This is a genomic window from Streptomyces sp. NPDC056987 (assembly GCF_042673865.1).
GTDB lineage: Bacteria > Actinomycetota > Actinomycetes > Streptomycetales > Streptomycetaceae > Streptomyces.
Map to the genome: position 1 here is coordinate 12238 of NZ_JBHURV010000059.1, position 16551 is coordinate 28788.

A 16551-nucleotide genomic window follows, 5' to 3' on the forward strand; every position below is an offset into this window, starting at 1 on the left:
TCCGGAGACCCACGCATGCACCGTCCCGCCACCTTCGCCGCCCTGCTCGGACTGACCCGCGCCGCAAGCGCGATCGGCGACTTCTGGGTCCAGAGCCACTTCTGCGCCCGCGTGAAGAGCGCCTCCGATGACTGCCCGGTCACCTACGAGGACCCCGCCACCGAGGAGAAGACCACCCACGGCACCGCCGACGGCCGCAGGGCGTGCCTGCATCACTGCCTGACCTACACGGCCACGCAGGCGATCGTCGCCGGACTCGGGTCACGCGCCCTGGGTATCCGTGTCCACCCCGGCGCGGCAGCGGCCGCACTCGCCCTGTCCTTCGGCACGCACTACATCGCCGACCGCAGGGTCCCGGGCAAGGGCGTCCTGGAGAAGATCGCCTACAAGACCGGAAAGGCCGACTTCTACAAGCTGGCCGACTCCGGCATGAACGGTGCCTTCCACCTCGACAACTCCTGGCACCACGGCTGGGAGACCGTCGCCGCCCTCATCGCGACCACCAAGGCGACCAGCCGGTGACCACGCAACCCCACACCCCTCCGCCGACCATCGCGCCCGGAACCCTGTGCGCCCTGGTCGGCCCCCCGGGCAGCGGCAAAACCACCTTCGCCACCCGCTACCCGGACAGCTGGCGCGTGTGCCTGGACATCTACCGGCGCCTGGCCACCGACTCCGAGGCCGACCAGTCCGCAACCCCGGTCGCCGCCGAGATCCAGAACTTGCTCCTGGACGCCCGGCTCTCCCGGGGCCTGAACGTGCTGGTGGACTCCACCAACGTCTTCCCGCACGTCAGGGCAGGTCTGCTCGCCCGCGCCCGCTACTGGCAGCGGCCCGCCGTGGCCGTCCTGTTCGACGTCCCGCTGTCGACGGTGGAGGCGCAGAACGCCGGCCGCGACCGCGTGGTTCCCCTGCACGTCGTACGCGAACTCCATGAGCTGACGCCGACCCGCGAGCAGCTGCTCGCGGAAGGCTTCGGCACCGTGCACGCCGTCTCCGAACTCGCCACCACCGCCGGTGCGGACGCCCTGCACTGAGCCGCGCGCCGCCCTGTTCATCAGCACGACCTGATCCGACCTGGAGGAAGCTATGGCACAGCCTGTCGTCCACTACATGGCCACCCGGCCCGAGGGCACCGTCCCGCCCACCGATAACTACCTCGCCCGCTACTACAGCGGCCTGGGTGAGACGATCCCGACCGTCAACCTCGCCGACCACATCGGCCAGGTCATCGACCACCCCACCCCCGGCCAGAAGTGGTACACCGACAAGCCGTTCAGCTACTTCCACATGTACACGCGGCCCGGCGAGATCCTGGAGCGCATCGAGGACGGTTGGCCGATCCGGCTGTTCGTCGTGGAGCCGCTCGGTGAGACCGGCAACTGGGGCGGCGCCCACTACCCGTACTGGCTGATGTCCCAGCAGATCCGTGTCGTCGAGGAGACCGACGCCTGGAAGGCGTTCGGGCACCGCGGCGCGCAGACCCTGGCCGCCATCGCCCAGGTCCCCGACCTCGCCCGGCAGTGGGCCACGGAGTGGGCCGCCGATCCCAAGGACACGCGCCGCACCTACGCCGCGTGGAACGGGCGGGTGGACCGCACCCGTGCGCTGACCGGCTGGGCGTTCTGCCGGGCGCAGTACTCCCGACGGGAGGCCGGCCTCAAGGCGGCCGAGCAGCTCGCCGACACCGCCGCCGCCCAGGCCGCAACCGACGCCGGCGCCGACCCCGAGGCGCTGGCCGCGATCCGGCTGCGGGCTCGTTGCCTGGTCGCCGGTCAGCTCATGTTCGACCGGATCCGCAACGGCGAGTACGAGCAGGAGATCCGTGGCCTGCTCCTCGGCAGCGGACTCGACACCCCCGCGCCCGCCACGGTCTGACGTCCCGTTCACCACGGCCGCCCCGGCCGGGGCGGCCGCTCCTCCTCGCATCAAGAACAGGAGTCACCTCATGACTACCGGCACCACCGACGAGTCGATCCGCTACACCGCCGACGTCGTCCTGCTTGCCGCCGGGCAGGTCCTGCTGATCCTGCGGGGCTGGGACCCGTACGAGGGCTGCTGGGCTTTGCCCGGCGGTCATGTGGACCGCGGAGAGACCAGCCTGGAGGCTGCGGCCCGGGAGCTGAAGGAGGAGACCGGTATCGGCGTCGGCGTCGCCGACCTCCGCCAGGTGGGCGCCTACGACGCCCCTGGCCGTGATCCCCGCGGCCGGTACGTCACCGTCGCCTACACCGCCACTCTGGCCTCGCCCGTCCCGCCGGCGGCCGGAGATGACGCCACCGCCGCCCGCTGGTGGCCCCTGAACGCGCTCCCCAACCTCGCGTTCGACCACGCGGAAATCCTCGCTGAGATCCTCGCGGGCGCCACGAGCAGCTGACCCGTCCCACACGGCGGCGTTCCTCCGTGCCGCCCCGGCCATCCGGCCGGGGCGGTCGCGGTGTTCCGCCACGACCACGCCGTGCTGCCCGCACCGGCCGGGCAGCACAGGCACACGCACAAAACCCCGGGACGAGCGCCAACGGCGTCCAAACCAGTCGCCCGTCCCGGGGCCCGTCCAACCCGTACAAGACGAGAAGGAGAGATCCCAGTATGACCTTCACCGTGCGCGTAGCGGCCCGATCCGGGCAACGCGCTCTCCTCATCACGACCCTCGCGGTCCCGCTGACCGGCTGGACCGTCCACGCGCTCGCGTTGCACCGCAAGCTCTCCGCCGCCCGCCGCGACCCGCTGACGGGGCTGCTCGGCCGCGACGGATACACCGCCAAAGCCCGGCAGATCACCGCCCGGTACGGCGACCACGCCCTGGTGGTCCTCGTGGACCTGGACCACTTCAAGGAGGTAAACGACGGCCCCGGCGGGCACGCCGCCGGTGACCGCGTCCTGGCCGTCACCGCAACCCGGCTCACCGCGTGGGCGGGCAGCCGCGGCGCGGTCGGCCGGCTCGGAGGAGACGAGTTCGCCGTCGCGGTCCGGATCGGACCCGCCCGCCGTGAGCTCCGACTTGCCCAGCTCACGCGTCTGCTTGCGCAGCCGGTGGAGGTCGACGGCGGCGCCTTGGTCGACGTCGCCGCGTCGGTCGGCGCCGCTTCCCCCGACGCCCTCGGCACAACGGACCTGGGAGTGCTCCAGCGGGCTGCCGACGCCGCGATGTACGCGGGCAAACACACCGGACGCGCCGTCCTCGCCGACCGCTCCCACGCCACCGTGCCGTCGATCAACGGTCGGCGCGCCGGGCGAGCGGGCACCAGCGCCCTCGGAGTCGCCGCGTGAGGACGCCGACCCTGTACGCCCCGGACCACATCCGCGGCATCACCATCAAGCAGCCCTGGGCCGCCGCGATCCTGCACGGCGACAAACGCCTGGAGAACCGGCCCCGGGCGTGGGCGCCGGGCTGGCGCCTGCTGCACGCCGGAGCCGAGACCGACCGGGCCGCCCTGCGCGACCCGCTCGTGGCCCGCACAGTCCGCGGCCTGGAGCTGCCCACCCGCGCGGTCCTCGGCATCATCCGCATCACCGGCTCCCACACCGACACCGGTGAGCCGTGCAGCCCGTGGGCACAGCCCGAGCGCGTCCACGTCGACCTGGACGATGTCCACCCGCTGGCCCTGCCCGTCCCGTGTGACGGGCAGCTCGGCCCGTGGCGCGTCCCGCTCGCCGTGTTCGAGCAGGTCCTCGTTCAACTCCCCGACCTGGCCAAGCAGCTCACGGAGGTCCCGTCATGAGCGGCTCCCGCACCGGTGTCCCGCAGCCGCTCACGTTTATCGCGGCCGACGACCGGATCCGCTTCCCTCGCACCGAGCGGCCCCTGCGCTGCCGTACGGAACCCGTCCTGTTCTCGATCGAGGACATCCACAACACCGACGACGACCGGAAGGCCCGCGAGAGGGCGCTCGCCACGGTCCGGCGGGCCTGCTCGGGGTGTCCGATCGTGAAGGGCTGCCTGAAGTGGGCGCTCGCCAACCCCGACCTGACGAAGACCGGGGTATGGGCGGCGACCACCGCCCCCGAACGCAAGGAGCTGCGGCACAAGCTCGCCGAGCGGCTCGGGGACGACTGGGTCGCCGTGGTGGTCGAACAGGACCGCCGCCGACGCGAGCGGCAGCGTACGGCGCGCGTCAAGCCGCCGACCGTTCGTGAGAGGGCGCTCGCCCGGCTGGAGCTGGAGCTCATTCCCACCCGGCCCGAGCCGTACGAGCCGTGGAAGGAACCGATGACCCCGGCCCGGCAGGCGCAGAACACGGCGGTCCTCGAGGCCGCGCTGTCCACCAAGGCGGTGGCGTGATGTTCAGCGACTGGCAGCAGGCCCTCCAAACCGAGGTCCTGTCCCTGAACCCCAACCCGGTGGAGCAGCAGGCCGCTGCGGCCTGCACCGTCGCCCGCCACTCGAACGGCAAGGAGGACCTGCTCCACCTTCTGGACGCGGTCGGACTGCCCACCGACGACGACACCCTCACCGCCCTGCTCCTCCTTCCAGGAACCGGAGACACACCTGCCATGACGAACACCCCGGCCACGGCCGCCGAATCCCCGGCCATCGACGTCCCGGTCATCCCGCTCCCCGTCACCAACGGCGTCCAGAAGCTGCTCGACTGGGCGGCCGCGCACCCGGCCGCCGGAGTCCGCAGCCGCGCCGCCCGCATCACCGCCGACCTCTTCGCGCTGTCCGAGCGCCGCGACAGCGAGGCCGCGCAGCGCGAGGCCGAAGAGAAGGTCGCCAAGGCCAAGGCTGAACTGGAGAAGGCACAGGAGGAGCTGCGCACCGTCAAGGCCGGCACCCGCACCACCACTGCGGCCGCCGCGCCCACCCCGATCCGGGCGGGCCTCGGCAGCGGCCGCACCCGGGAGGAGCTCGCCGCCGTACGGACGTGGGCGCGCGCCAACGGCCACCAGGTCGCCGACGCCGGGATGGTGCCCAAGCGGGTCCTGGAGGCATACGACGCCGCGCACCAGGCGCCGGCCCGGAAGGCCGGCTGACCGTGGCCGCCGACGACGCGATAGCCCTGGACGGCTACCTGGACGAGGAGACCGTGCCCGGCGACCTGCACGGGTCGACGGCGCGGTTCCGCCTCACCGTCTCCCCCACGGACGAGCGCGCGGACGAGATGATCCTGCCCTGCAGCGTCGCCGACTCCACGCTCGCGCACGCGGTCATCCACGACCTGGTCCCCGGCGACAAGCTCCGCGTCACCGGCTACCTCCGGCTGCCGCGCACGCCGGACGAGCCGATGTGGCTGGTCGTCACCACGCTCGCCGTGCTGGAGACCGCGCCGGAGCTGTCCGACCCGGCCGCCGTCGCCACGGCCTTCATCGAGCGCTACGGGCCGTACGTCTGCTGGTTCGACGCCGACACCACCGGCGTGGAGGTGTTCACCGAAGGCGGCACGTGGGTCGGCACCGCGCCCGAGCCGAACGACCTGGGCGAGCTGCTCGAAGCCTTCGAGCACCGCCAGGCCGCCGACGGCGAGCAGTAGCGGAGCCGCCGTGCCCATCCGTCCCGAGAACCTGCACCGCTACCCGCGCGACTGGAACGAGATCAGCGCGCGGATCCGGTTCGAGCGGGCCCGCGGCCGCTGCGAGTGCATGGGCCACTGCGGCCTGGCGCACCCCGGCGGCCGCTGCCCCGCCGTCCATGAGGAGACCCACCCGGACACCGGGTCCGTGGTCGGCCTCACCACCGCCCACCTCAACCACACCCCTGAAGACGTGCGAGACGAGAACCTGCTCGCCGCCTGCCAGCTCTGCCACCTGCGCATCGACCACGGACACCACCGGGTCACCCGCTCACTCACCCTCGCCGCCCGCGCGGCCGCCGCCGGACAGCTCGGACTCCTCCCCGAGACCGCGCTCACCCGCACCGAGCCGCCCACCCCGCCGCGCCCCACCCGGAGCCGCACCCCGGCGGCCGCGCTCCACCAACTGCCCTTCCCCGAACCCGACCAGGAGACAAAGCCCATGGCCCGCATCAGCGTGAAGATCGCCCCGCTCCACCCCGACGGCACCGAATGCACCCACGCCGTCCGGCCCTCCGGCAAGCCCCGCGACCCGGACGCCGGATGCGCCGGCCGCCGCAACTACGCCGTGGTGTGCAGCGCCTGCGGCCCGGTCGGCGAGCCGCACGGCCTGCGCGTCCTTGCCGAACCGGCGCAGACCGCGCACCGCGACAGCCACAAGGCCGCCCTCACCCCGGCCACCCGCTGACCCCCACCTGCCCGGCCGCCGGGACCACCACGGTCCCGGCGGCCCCATCCACACGAGCGCTGTACCCGCCTCCCGTACGGGCACGGTGCTCTCTGGTACGACACCCTCACAGAGAGGATGAAGATGCTCTTTCTCGTTCGCCACGCCGAATCCATCGAGAACGCCACCAAGCACACCGGCTTCTACGAGGATCCCCGTCCGTGGTCCGGGCCGGCCGCGCATGCACTGTCCCGGGACGTGGTCGGTCTGACGCCCCGTGGCTTCCTCCAGTGTCTGTGGCTGCGGCAGACGCTGCGGGACCTGACCGGACCCGACCCGGCGATCCGCACCTCGCAGTACCGCCGCGCCCTCGACACCGCCGCGCTTGCCATGCCTGGCCTGCCCTACGAGGTGACCAGGCTCCTCAACGAGCAGCACTACGGCGCGGCCACCTACATGACCAAACAAGAGCTGTACGCCACCTATCCCGAAGGGGCGGAGGACCGGCAGGCCCGCAAGCACCTGTGGACGCCGCCCGGCGCCGGCGGGGAGTCCCTCGCTGGGGGCGTCCTGCGGCGGGCCACTGTGTTCGTCGACGGCCTGCATACCGAGTCCGCTCCGGATGTCGTGGCGTTCACACACCACACCGCGATCCTCGCGTTGCGCGCCGTTCTGGAGCGCCGACTGGTGACCGAACTGGTCGACGAGGCCCGCGCGCGCAAGACACCCAACGCCGCCGTCCTGGTCTACGAACAGGTCGGCGGCCTGTTCCACGCCCGCGGCACCTTCCAGCCGGACTGCTGAGGAGGCCGCGGCCATGAACGACGTCCTGTACGTCAACGGGCCGGTGCAGAACGGACCCTTCACCATCGCTGAACGGCCGGGTAAGGCGGCCGGCATCCGCGCGGCCGAAGCACTCAACACCCTCCTTGATGTTGGGCCGGTCCCGCATTTGTGGAACACAGTCACTCTGGCCGGAGACCTGCGCCACCGTGACGCTCCCGACCGGGACACCGTTGGCCGACAGGAGCGGGAGGAACGTGCGATCGCCGCCAAGTACGCGCCGGGCGCGGCCCCGGCCGGTGGCGTTCTCACCGACACCTCGCCTGTCGTGGCCGTCCTCGCGCTGGAGATGACCGAACGCCTCCTGCTGGAAGGTGTCCTGGCGGTCACTCCCACCGCGGTCCATCTCTGTATCTGCTGTGGCCACATGACTGGCGCCGTCGCCCACGCCTGCCGGGCGTGCGGGCATCAGGGTTCCCGGCCGCGCACCCGGCGGTTGCTGGTCTGGGACCGGTCGCCCGACACACCGGTGCTCGCACGTGATGACTTCCACGCCCACCGAGCCAGGCCACCGGGACATCTGCTGACCATCGCTCAGAACGTCCCGGAGCGGCTGATCCTGTCCCGCACCCGCGACCACGGCATCAGCCTCGCGCCGCTCGGGCTCGACGGCCTGGTCCTGGACCCGCGGGTCGGCGTGCACATCGCCGTACTGGCCGCTGCTGCCCGGTCCAACGCCGGGCAGCCGGTGATGACGGTCACCGAGAACGCCGCGGCGAACGTCGCCGCCTACGGAGCCCTGTTCCGGCGGCACAACGGAACTCGGCTGCGGTACGCGCTGCACGGGCGCATCCCGTACGACGACACCACCGCCCTGCAGCGGCTGTGCGAGGTGCACCGCGTCAGCCCGGCCCAACGGCACCTGTTCCTCACCTGGTTCCTGCCCCTGTGCTCCCTGCACATCCGGGCGGGCATCACCGCGGCTCAGCTCCCGGCCCTGCTGAAATTCTGGCGTCGCGCCCACCTGACCCGGCCGGACACACCCGGGAGTGACGACCTCGCCGAACTGCGGCGCCACGTCGCGGCGGGTGATATGCGCTGGGTCATGGACGTCCGGACCCTGTCCCACGCCATCCCCGAGAACCCGCCCACCCACGGCTTCACCAAGGAGCCGGAAGGAGCGACCTGATGAACGACAACAACTGGCGGTTCGTCAAGAAGCGGACCGCCGCGGACGGCGCCGTGTACGTCTCCGCCGACGGAATCCGGTACCGGCGTACCGGCGGAGCTGAGCTCCAGGCGGAGGCCGCATTCCAGTGCCGGATCGCGGACCTGGGCTACCCGGTCCCGCACGTCCTGGAGGAGGGCGTCACCGACGACGGCCACTACTACGTCGTGGAGGAGTCGTTGGGAGACCAGACCCTGCACGAGAGGGCGGTGGCGTCCCTGGACGGCGGCCGCACCCTGCACGACGACGTCGCCGACACCGCGGGACAGGTCGCCGCCCGGCTGCTGCGCGCCCAGGCCGCCCACGTTGTCGAGCCCGCGCCGGGCTCGCTGCGGCAGTGGCTGGACAGCGCCGGGTTCACCCAGAACGTCTTCCAGGAGAACCCCGACCTGGACAACACCCGCACGCGTGCCGCGCTCGATCACGTACTGGACCGTCTGGGCACGGTTCCGCTGGTGCGGGGTCACCTCGACTACGGCCTGCCCAACGTCCTGCCGGCCGGGGTCATCGACTGGCAGCACCACGGGCTGGTGCCATTGGGGTACGACGTCCTCCCGGCCCTGGAAATCATCGCCTTCAAGGGCGGCACCAAGGGCTACACCGCCGGCCCCGGCCAGCGTCGCCGCTACCTCGCCGCGTTGGACGACGCGAGCCTGAACGCAACCGGGCAGCCGGTCAGCGAGAACCTGGGTGCCTATCTGCTCGTCAAGGCCCTGTTCTTCCTCGCCCTGATGCGGCCCACCGACCCCTCCCGCACGGACAAGCACCTGAAGTGGCAGTACCGCCGTCATCTCTTCACGAAGGGACTCGAGCAGTATGAGCGCACCGGGACGGTCGATACCGCCCTCTTCCCCCGGCTCGAAGAGTTCGCCGCTGGGCACAGCGCTGGCGACCATCCGTGACCGCGACTACCTCCTGGACCGCGCCGGGGTGATCTTCAAAGTCATCGGCGACGTCCATCCCGGCACGCACTTCCTGGGATACGTCAAGTACTACCCGGACCCCCGCGGCGACCGGGCGCTGTTCGGCCGCACCTACCGGCAGAACAGCGTCGTGTCCAAAGCGTTCGGGATCCTCGCCGACCGGCCCGAGTGCTACGTCTACTCCCCCGCCGTGGGATGCGTCATCACCGGCGTGCCCCGCGAGGACATCGTCACCCACTACTCCTGCCGCCAGACCCTCGCCGCACTCCACCAGACCCCCGGCCTCCTGGACCAAACGCCGGTCAGCGAGGACCTGCTCGCCGTCATCAACTGGGTCGTTACGGCCGGCGCCGCCGACGTCATCGGCGTGACTGGGTCCTTCCTGGTCGGCGCCTACAACGCCCGCTCCGACATCGATCTGGTCTGCTACGGACCGCGCGGCTACGCGGCGGCACAAGCACTGTTCGCCGAACGCGCCCTCATCCACCCTTACGAAGGCGAGACCCTCACCCGGCTGTACGTACGGCGCGCCAAGTACATGGTGGGCGGAAGCTTCGACGCGATCATGCGCCAGGAGGCCCGCAAACTGCAGGGCCTGACAGCCGGCGCGGGAGCGCACATCAACTGTGAGCCGCTGAGGGGCGACGGCGACAAGACGTTCGCCGGGGTGATCGCCAAAGAGGTAGGAGCGATCTCCGTCCTCGCCCGGATCACGGATCACTCCGAGGGCCTGGTCACGCCGGCGCTCTACGGGATCGAGGTGGACACGGTCACCGAGTCCACGGTCGACGAACCGTCCGTGTTCGCCCGCCGGATCACCCACCTCCGCAGCTACCTCGGTGCGTACACCGGGGCGTTCCGCACCGGCGACGTCGTCTACCTGTCCGGCCGGCTGGTCCACATCCAAGGCCCCGCACACAGCGGCTTCGGTATCGAGCTCACCCCGTGGTCGGCAGCCGAGTCCTTCCTCGCCAACCTGACCCTCTGAGTCACGCGCACGGCCGCCCTGCGGCACCTCGCTGCCCAGGCAATCGCCGCTGGCCTTCCCAACCCTGACGAAGGCAGCCCCGCGACCTGGGCGGCCTGATATTCGAAGGCCCGGCTCCCCCGCGACAGCCAGTCGCGGGGGAGCCGGGCCTTTTTGCGTTTCAGGGAACGAGGAAGCCACGGTCGACTCCGCCCCTCCGGAACCTCGCCGCTGACACCGTGTCGGAGTTGAGACATGTTTCGTTTCCGATATCGGACTCGTCAACTCCGCGCTGCCCGGCGCCCCATGAAGTATGAACCCACGATCTCGACTCCCCAATAGGGGAGTGATGCCCGCAAGCCAGTCTTTGCAAGGGGTCCGAGTGTGCCAAGATGCCACTGCCGCGCACGGTGCGGTCCACACATGAGCAGCGAGGAAGGGCACCCCCGTGCTGAACCCAAGCACAGCGCAGGCGATCGAACCTCCCGAAGGCAGCACAGCCGTCGGCACGGGTAAAGGTGGGGTCGGCAAGTCCACCGTCGCCGCTCACCTTGCAGGCGAATCCGCAGCTGCCGGGTACCGCACCCTCCTCATCTGCGTGACGGGTCAGGACGACGACGACCTCGGCATCAAGCGGTACGGCCGCGGAGTTCACCCGCAGGGCTCCTCCGCCATCGATGGAGAGGGCCTGTACCGGGCGATCCATGACCGCGTGCCTCTCCAGCCGATCCGCGAAGTCCGGGCCAACCTCGATGTGCTTCCGGGTGGTCCCCGGGTCGCCGACATCGCGAACGTCCTGATGCTGCGCCTCATGCAGGAAGGACCGGGCGTCGTACTGAGTCTTGCTCGATCCCTCGCGCCGATTGCGATGCTGTACGACCGGATCCTCTTCGACAGCGCCCCCGAGAACGATCCTCTTGAGCAACTGGTGCTTGCTGCCGCCCGGACGCTGATCGTGCCGACACGCTCGGACGATTCCTCGATCTCGGGAATGGAGCGCATCAGTAAGAACTTCAAGGTCGTCAAGCAACAGGTGAACCCCCATCTGCAGATGGCAGGGGCCTTTCTGTACGGCTCGAACCGCTCCGCGACCCTCATGCACAACGCGGTCCGGAAGCAGATCCGGAAGACGTTGGGCGAAGGCACCCCGATCCTGGACACGATCGTCGGCTATCGGGAAGTCCCCGCAGTCAACGCCCGCAGGAAGGGCCTACTGTTCGGCGAGTACGCCGACCTGTTGCCGACTTCCGCGACGTCGTACGACGTGAAGGCCGGCCGCGCGGAAGAGGCCGATGTAGTCCCGGAGACGATCATCCCGCTCGCCAAGGAGATGCGGGAGCTGACCACCGAGATCTTCGAGCACCACAGGAGGGCTGCCTGATGGCTGGCATTTTTGACGTCGACACCGAAGCTCCGCAGCAGCAGGCGGGAGGTCTCTTCGGCGGCGGCCTGCCCGGCACCGCTGCCGCAGCGAGCGTCGTGGTCCAGCCGCTCCCCGGCACCACTCTCGCCTCCATCCCAGCCCCCTACCAGCCCCACAGCGAAGACGAACTATCCGACCAGGAGCGTCAGGACCTCGACGCCTGCAAGGCCGGCGTCGACAACCTGCACAACGCCTTCTGGATCGCGGGCAAGGCACTCGAAACCATGAGCACGGCCCAGCTGCACCGCGAGGAGAACCCCAACTTCGCCGACTGGGTCTGGGAGCAGTGGGAGATCTCCGAGTCCCAGCTCTACCGCCTCATCGACGAATGGCGCGTCGGCGAAGCGCTCGCCAACCTAGGCCACAAGCCGCTGGAGTACCACGTCCGGAAGATGACCGAGCTGCGCCGCCAGACCAGCGACAAGGTCGCGATCACGGTCTACGACACCATCGTCCGGTGCCGGCCCCGCGTCACCGGCGAGCTTGTCGAGAAGGTGGTCAACGGCCTCGGCTTCCTCCCGAAGGACACGGACGCCGCCGACGTCGGCAGTCGGGTCCGCGGACTGCTGGAGACTCCGGATGAGGCCGATAACAAGAAGAAGAGCGACGATGTCCCCGACGTCAGCTCGCTCGGGAACGACTCCCCAAAAGGGGAGTCGAGCCGGAAACCCAGCAATAGCAAGGCCGATCCCCTCGCAACCAAGGACCTCGAGCGTCTCGAGAACACCCTGGCAGCGCTCCAGGAGGCGTCGAAGAAGGTGAACAAGTCCGCAGCACGGCGAGCCGTCGAAGCACAGCCGGACATCGCCGTCCCGCTCATCCAAGAGATCGGGGCGCTGCTCCAGCAGATCGACAGGGCCGTGGCGATCAGGCTTCCGAAGACGGAGTGACACGGCGGTCCCGAGGTTGACGGCCGGATTCCCAACTCGGGAATCCGGCCGACTGCGTCCAGGGCGCTTCAGCTGTCGGATCGGGCCGTGAAGGCCCCTTTGACGTGGGGACATTTGCGGTCTCTAGAGTTTCGTCCGTGACGAAACAAGCGAGCCGGACAACAGGACAGCAGGGGCAAGCCGGAACCGGGCAGGGCGGCGAGGTGGTCGCGGTACGCGAGACGACGGGGGTACGTACCCGGCTGATCGAGCGCACCTGCGAGTGGTGCGGCGCCCCGGTCCCGTACACAGGCAAGGGCCGCCCACCGCGCTACTGCAGTCCGGCCCACCGCAACCGCGCCTACGAACTGCGCCGCGCCCAGGAACGCGCCGACCGGCCAGTGAGCGAGGGCGGCCGCAGTCCGGAGCCGGTACGTGAGGTGGTGGAGCGGACGGAGACCGTGGTGCGCACGGTCGTACGTGAGGGCCCCCTGGAGATACGGCGTGTCCCGGCACGACGGCTGAGTGGTCAGCCGTACACGCTGCCGGAGGACGTGCTGGAATGGGCGCAGATGCTCAAGCACTTCCGCGGCGCCGTGGCCGAGGGGAGGATCCCGGCCGTGTTCCGGGAACAGCTCGCCCAGGCATGCGAGGCGACGGCGAAGGCGCTGCGTGAAGCGGTTCCGCCACCCGGATCCTGAGCTGGTCAGCGAGGCCGTCTTTCGTCCGGCCGAGGCTTGGAGATCCAGGTCTGCTCGCTTATCGCGCCGACCATGGCGCCGCGTTGCCGACGTTACTCACGCTTCCGGGACGGTCAGGGGCCGGTGAAGACGGAGTGGGTACCGACTCGTCGCCACACGATGTGGCATTCGCCTGCTAATCGCTCCGGGCCGTAGGACCACGTCGCACGGCCGTCCGGTGCCCAGGTGAGTTCGTAGACGCCCGGGGCGCAGCGGACGCGCTTGATGCGTAACCCGGGGCGGAACTGGTGGCCGGGGCGCAGGTCGTGCACGAAGGCGTCCAGGACGACACGGCGGAAGCGCCGGCGCTGGGTGGGGGTGAGGTGCTGGAGGTCGGTGGTGAAGCGGGGGAGGGTTTCGAAGGTGGGCACGGTGGTCTCCTGCGGGCAGCACGACGAAGCCCCCGGCGGGTGCCGGGGGCTGCTGTAGGCGGTGCTCGTCGGTGGTGGCGTCCTTGGTGCTCGGTACTGCTCAGTGGTGCGTATTGATGTCGTCCGGGTCGTGATGAGTGGGCTGCCGGAGAGCGATGACATTCGCTTCCGGCCCGGGGCCGCGTCCCGCCTGACGGGCGCCTGAGAAGAAAGGTCGGCCGCTGCCCCCGCCTGGCGGGACGTACCACTGATCGGCCTTTTCTCGCAGGTCAGAGCCGTGTGGCGTGGCCTCCATGACAGTTGATATCCGGGTCATCCGGGCCGGTCAGATGTACCGCTACTACCTGCGCCAGACCGTTGTCGGCGACGGCCGCCGCCCCGCACGCACGCCGCTGCGCGCCGCCCAGGAGCAAGCTGGCGTCCCGGCCGGGCGATGGATGGGCCGGGGACTTGCCGCGCTCGGACTGACACCGGGTGAGGAGGTCACCGAGGCGCAGCTGCGGAACCTGTTCGGCGAGCGGGGTCGGCACCCGTACGCGGACCAGATCGAGGCCGACCTGCTCGCCAAGGGCGACTCCCCGAAGACGGCGTTCAAGGCCGGCGCCCTCGGACGCCGGGTGATGGTCACGGGCGTCGACTTCGTCTTCCGGCCGCAGCCGACGATCTACCTCCTGTGGGCGCTGGGGGATGAGGAGACCCGGCGGGTGATCGAGGCCGCACACGAACGCGCGATCGAGCGGGTGCTGGAGTGGATTGAGGACGAGGCGGCGGTGATCCGGTACGGCAAGGACGGCATCTACAAGGTCCGGCCGCCGGGCGGTCTGGTCGCCGCGCGCTTCCGCCACTACGAAGCACGCTCGGGAATGCCGCTGCTCCACGACCATCTGCTGCTGTCGGTGAAGGGGCAGCGCCTGGACGGGAAGTGGGGATCGATTCACTCGGAGGTCCTGTTCGAGAACACGGTCGCCGCGTCCTCGCTCTACAACGAGCTCGTGGCCGCTGAGGTCTGTCAGGAGCTGGGGCTGGCGACCGAGCCGCGCACCGTTACCGCAGGCCGTCGACCTGTCATGGAAATTGCTGGGGTGCCGCACGAGCTGATCGGCTGGACCGCGAAGCGCGGCGAGCAGATTGCCGCCTGCCTCACCGAGTTGGAGCACGAGTACATCACCGCCGTCGACGACGACGGCGAGCTGAAGTACCTGCCCGCGGTCTCCGAGCGGGCCCGGGTGGAACTGATGCGGATGGCCGCCCACAAGACCCGCCCACCCAAGAAGCAGACGGCCCGCCCCCTCACACAGCTGCGCGCCGACTGGAAGCAGAGCGCGATCGACACCTCCACGGTGGCCGCCGACGTCATCAACTCGCTCCTTGAGCGCGCCCGGGCCGCAGCCGTCGCGATCCGGTCCCGGGCCGCCGCCGTGGTCGATATCGCCCTGGCGGCCGTCGACGTCACCGCGGTGGTGTTCGTGATGAACGGCGGCGGCCGGTTTCACCGCCGGCACCTGCTCGCCGAAGCCCGCCGTCACCTCGCCCTCGTCCTGCGCGGCCGCCGCCGCGAACCGGGCCTGGACGAACGGATCGTGGCCGCCGCCATCTCCACGCACTGCCTGGACATCAGCGAACCGGAGACCGCGCGCGGCCTGGAGCCCGGCTACCGTCTCTACACCGCCCGGTGGGACCTGCCCGAACTCCCCGCCCGGCGCCGCCCACCAGCCCTCGTGCCCGACCTGGACCGGCAATCCGCGGCCGGTTCCGGCGAGGCGGCTGCGCCCCAGCCCCCGGACCGGGAAACGGGACTGGGGGAGGTACCCCGGGTGCCGTTGCGGTACGAGCGGGCCGTCCTCGCCGGTGCGATGGTCCGCGAGAAGCTCCGCACCACCACCGTCACCGCTGTGCGGGGCCAGGCCTACGACGTCGTCGCACACCAGCAGGCGGCGATGCCCGAGCAACTGCTCGCACCGCCGGGCCCTGACTCCGAGGACGTCGGCCAGGAGCCGGAAGCCGGCCCCCGGGAGACGATCGACCTGACGGCGCTGCGGGCCTTGAGACAGTCGCGTACGGACGTGGAAGCCCTGGACTTCACCGCCGGGCAGCTGCGCCGCGTGACGGACGCCTTCACAAAGGCCGGCGACGGAGCCCGCGCGAGGACGAGGAAGCACGCCCGCCCGGAGAACGCCCCCGCACCGCACCCAGCGCGCGAGGACGACCAGCGGGCGCACCATCCTCCGCGGACCGATCCGCACCGTGGGCCGGAAGCCGGCCGCTGAGCACGCCCGCACCGGCCCACGAACACCGCGAACTCACCTGATGCGCGCCACTCCCGCGCTCCGGCTGTCCGGCACGCGGCTACTGGCGCGCGCTGTGGAAGGCCGCCGCCAACGCCAGGTGCTCGGCCAGCATCGTCTTGAGGGTGTCGACGATGTCCTCCCCCTCCTTCCGCAGGACGTTCTCGGTGAACCGGATGATGGTGTTGGCGATGCCCCAGAGCGAGCTGGGCAGGCACTCACGCGTCCACTCCTCCAGCATGGCCAGCAGGATGTTCCCGACCTCGTGCAGGGCGAAGGAGTCCGCGCACAGGTCGGCATCGACCGCCAGGTCCGTGACCGGACGGAGGATGTCCTCAGCCAGCTGCATCAGGAGGAAGGCAGGCTCCGGAACACCCTTGGTCCGATCGCAGATGGCGGTGACGGCGTGCCCGTGGGGGTTCTGGACGGCCAAGAGGTACTCGAAAGCGAGCTCCACCTCTTCGGGGGTCAGCGGCATGCGGGGCTGCTCCAGGTACGGCATTCGGATCTCCTCAACAGGCTGGCCGCCGTGCCGGTCACGGCGGCTGATCTGATGCTCCGGCCGCGCCCCTGTGGATAAAGACCAGAGACTTCCACCCCGTCTTCAAACGGGGGGCGAACTGGTGCTGTAGGGGTGAACCGGGCGCCTTGTCGAAGTTGGTCGGCCCGACCATGACCCCTTGTCGAGCCGTGGTCGGGCCAACCACGCGCCCCGGTGTTCAGCCGGGCCCGGCCCGGTGCCCGGGCCCGGCTGTACGCAGGGCGGGTTCGGCGCCGCCGCCCCG

Annotated in this window: 20 protein-coding genes; 18 read left to right on the plus strand and 2 right to left on the minus strand. The window is 70.6% G+C overall.

Annotation, left to right across the window (positions count from 1 at the left end; translation table 11 throughout):
* Window positions 1–15: 15 nt before the first annotated feature.
* From ACFTZC_RS39235 to ACFTZC_RS39315, 17 genes are all read left to right on the plus strand, one after another.
* Window positions 16–522: a hypothetical protein gene (locus tag ACFTZC_RS39235; RefSeq protein WP_382898557.1), complete on the plus strand. Its 507-nt coding sequence runs from the start codon at window positions 16–18 to the stop codon at window positions 520–522.
* Window positions 519–1037: an AAA family ATPase gene (locus tag ACFTZC_RS39240; RefSeq protein ID WP_382898559.1), complete on the plus strand. Its 519-nt coding sequence runs from the start codon at window positions 519–521 to the stop codon at window positions 1035–1037. The genes ACFTZC_RS39235 and ACFTZC_RS39240 overlap by 4 nt, the downstream gene beginning before the upstream one ends.
* A 52-nt stretch (window positions 1038–1089) precedes the next feature.
* A complete protein-coding gene (locus tag ACFTZC_RS39245; protein WP_382898561.1) occupies window positions 1090–1878 on the plus strand; it encodes a hypothetical protein in 789 nt (262 codons plus the stop codon).
* A gap of 70 nt (window positions 1879–1948) precedes the next feature.
* Window positions 1949–2377: an NUDIX domain-containing protein gene (locus tag ACFTZC_RS39250; protein WP_382898562.1), complete on the plus strand. Its 429-nt coding sequence runs from the start codon at window positions 1949–1951 to the stop codon at window positions 2375–2377.
* Between the two features lie 212 nt (window positions 2378–2589).
* Complete coding sequence (locus tag ACFTZC_RS39255) at window positions 2590–3270, plus strand: GGDEF domain-containing protein (RefSeq protein WP_382898564.1); 681 nt, start codon at window positions 2590–2592, stop codon at window positions 3268–3270.
* Window positions 3267–3722 (plus strand): hypothetical protein, encoded by a 456-nt coding sequence (locus ACFTZC_RS39260; protein ID WP_382898566.1) that lies wholly within the window; start codon window positions 3267–3269, stop codon window positions 3720–3722. Before ACFTZC_RS39255 ends, ACFTZC_RS39260 begins: the two co-directional genes overlap by 4 nt.
* On the plus strand, window positions 3719–4282 hold the full coding sequence (locus ACFTZC_RS39265; protein ID WP_382898568.1) for a WhiB family transcriptional regulator: 564 nt from the start codon (window positions 3719–3721) through the stop codon (window positions 4280–4282). The genes ACFTZC_RS39260 and ACFTZC_RS39265 overlap by 4 nt, the downstream gene beginning before the upstream one ends.
* Complete coding sequence (locus ACFTZC_RS39270) at window positions 4282–4974, plus strand: histone-like nucleoid-structuring protein Lsr2 (RefSeq protein WP_382898570.1); 693 nt, start codon at window positions 4282–4284, stop codon at window positions 4972–4974. Before ACFTZC_RS39265 ends, ACFTZC_RS39270 begins: the two co-directional genes overlap by 1 nt.
* A 2-nt stretch (window positions 4975–4976) precedes the next feature.
* Window positions 4977–5471 carry a hypothetical protein gene (locus ACFTZC_RS39275; protein ID WP_382898572.1) on the plus strand — a complete coding sequence of 165 codons (495 nt, stop codon included), beginning with the start codon at window positions 4977–4979 and terminating at the stop codon, window positions 5469–5471.
* A 10-nt stretch (window positions 5472–5481) separates the two neighbouring features.
* Window positions 5482–6198, plus strand: a complete 717-nt coding sequence (locus ACFTZC_RS39280) for a hypothetical protein (RefSeq protein WP_382898573.1) — start codon at window positions 5482–5484, stop codon at window positions 6196–6198.
* 123 nt (window positions 6199–6321) lie between these two features.
* The gene (locus ACFTZC_RS39285; protein WP_382898575.1) at window positions 6322–6981 is read left to right on the plus strand and encodes a histidine phosphatase family protein; all 660 of its coding nucleotides are present in this window, start codon (window positions 6322–6324) and stop codon (window positions 6979–6981) included.
* 13 nt (window positions 6982–6994) lie between these two features.
* The gene (locus tag ACFTZC_RS39290; protein WP_382898577.1) at window positions 6995–8149 is read left to right on the plus strand and encodes a hypothetical protein; all 1155 of its coding nucleotides are present in this window, start codon (window positions 6995–6997) and stop codon (window positions 8147–8149) included.
* Window positions 8149–9090 (plus strand): phosphotransferase, encoded by a 942-nt coding sequence (locus ACFTZC_RS39295; protein WP_382898579.1) that lies wholly within the window; start codon window positions 8149–8151, stop codon window positions 9088–9090. Before ACFTZC_RS39290 ends, ACFTZC_RS39295 begins: the two co-directional genes overlap by 1 nt.
* The gene (locus ACFTZC_RS39300; protein ID WP_382898580.1) at window positions 9005–10099 is read left to right on the plus strand and encodes a hypothetical protein; all 1095 of its coding nucleotides are present in this window, start codon (window positions 9005–9007) and stop codon (window positions 10097–10099) included. Before ACFTZC_RS39295 ends, ACFTZC_RS39300 begins: the two co-directional genes overlap by 86 nt.
* 427 nt (window positions 10100–10526) lie before the next feature.
* Window positions 10527–11459, plus strand: a complete 933-nt coding sequence (locus ACFTZC_RS39305; RefSeq protein WP_382898582.1) for a ParA family protein — start codon at window positions 10527–10529, stop codon at window positions 11457–11459.
* Window positions 11459–12391, plus strand: a complete 933-nt coding sequence (locus tag ACFTZC_RS39310; RefSeq protein ID WP_382898583.1) for a hypothetical protein — start codon at window positions 11459–11461, stop codon at window positions 12389–12391. The genes ACFTZC_RS39305 and ACFTZC_RS39310 overlap by 1 nt, the downstream gene beginning before the upstream one ends.
* Before the next feature lie 137 nt (window positions 12392–12528).
* Window positions 12529–13071: a hypothetical protein gene (locus ACFTZC_RS39315; RefSeq protein WP_382898585.1), complete on the plus strand. Its 543-nt coding sequence runs from the start codon at window positions 12529–12531 to the stop codon at window positions 13069–13071.
* Between the two features lie 113 nt (window positions 13072–13184).
* Here the strand turns inward: ACFTZC_RS39315 and ACFTZC_RS39320 are convergent, their stop codons facing one another.
* The gene (locus ACFTZC_RS39320) at window positions 13185–13481 is read right to left on the minus strand and encodes a hypothetical protein (protein WP_382898587.1); all 297 of its coding nucleotides are present in this window, start codon (window positions 13479–13481) and stop codon (window positions 13185–13187) included.
* Between the two features lie 293 nt (window positions 13482–13774).
* Between ACFTZC_RS39320 and mobF the strand changes: the two genes are divergently transcribed.
* A complete protein-coding gene (gene mobF / locus ACFTZC_RS39325; RefSeq protein ID WP_382898588.1) occupies window positions 13775–15748 on the plus strand; it encodes a MobF family relaxase in 1974 nt (657 codons plus the stop codon).
* Window positions 15749–15827: 79 nt separating this feature from the next.
* Here the strand turns inward: mobF and ACFTZC_RS39330 are convergent, their stop codons facing one another.
* The gene (locus tag ACFTZC_RS39330; RefSeq protein WP_382898589.1) at window positions 15828–16268 is read right to left on the minus strand and encodes a hypothetical protein; all 441 of its coding nucleotides are present in this window, start codon (window positions 16266–16268) and stop codon (window positions 15828–15830) included.
* Window positions 16269–16551 lie beyond the last annotated feature (283 nt).

Excerpts from the sequence above, each read along its gene's own strand:
- ACFTZC_RS39235 (WP_382898557.1), top strand. The coding sequence starts at position 16 with ATGCACCGTCCCGCCACCTTCGCCGCCCTGCTCGGACTGACCCGCGCC.
- ACFTZC_RS39245 (WP_382898561.1), top strand. The coding sequence starts at position 1,090 with ATGGCACAGCCTGTCGTCCACTACATGGCCACCCGGCCCGAGGGCACC.
- ACFTZC_RS39250 (WP_382898562.1), top strand. The coding sequence starts at position 1,949 with ATGACTACCGGCACCACCGACGAGTCGATCCGCTACACCGCCGACGTC.
- ACFTZC_RS39255 (WP_382898564.1), top strand. The coding sequence starts at position 2,590 with ATGACCTTCACCGTGCGCGTAGCGGCCCGATCCGGGCAACGCGCTCTC.
- ACFTZC_RS39265 (WP_382898568.1), top strand. The coding sequence starts at position 3,719 with ATGAGCGGCTCCCGCACCGGTGTCCCGCAGCCGCTCACGTTTATCGCG.
- ACFTZC_RS39270 (WP_382898570.1), top strand. The coding sequence starts at position 4,282 with ATGTTCAGCGACTGGCAGCAGGCCCTCCAAACCGAGGTCCTGTCCCTG.
- ACFTZC_RS39285 (WP_382898575.1), top strand. The coding sequence starts at position 6,322 with ATGCTCTTTCTCGTTCGCCACGCCGAATCCATCGAGAACGCCACCAAG.
- ACFTZC_RS39290 (WP_382898577.1), top strand. The coding sequence starts at position 6,995 with ATGAACGACGTCCTGTACGTCAACGGGCCGGTGCAGAACGGACCCTTC.
- ACFTZC_RS39295 (WP_382898579.1), top strand. The coding sequence starts at position 8,149 with ATGAACGACAACAACTGGCGGTTCGTCAAGAAGCGGACCGCCGCGGAC.
- ACFTZC_RS39300 (WP_382898580.1), top strand. The coding sequence starts at position 9,005 with ATGAGCGCACCGGGACGGTCGATACCGCCCTCTTCCCCCGGCTCGAAG.
- ACFTZC_RS39310 (WP_382898583.1), top strand. The coding sequence starts at position 11,459 with ATGGCTGGCATTTTTGACGTCGACACCGAAGCTCCGCAGCAGCAGGCG.
- mobF (WP_382898588.1), top strand. The coding sequence starts at position 13,775 with ATGACAGTTGATATCCGGGTCATCCGGGCCGGTCAGATGTACCGCTAC.
- ACFTZC_RS39330 (WP_382898589.1), bottom strand. The coding sequence starts at position 16,268 with ATGCCGTACCTGGAGCAGCCCCGCATGCCGCTGACCCCCGAAGAGGTG.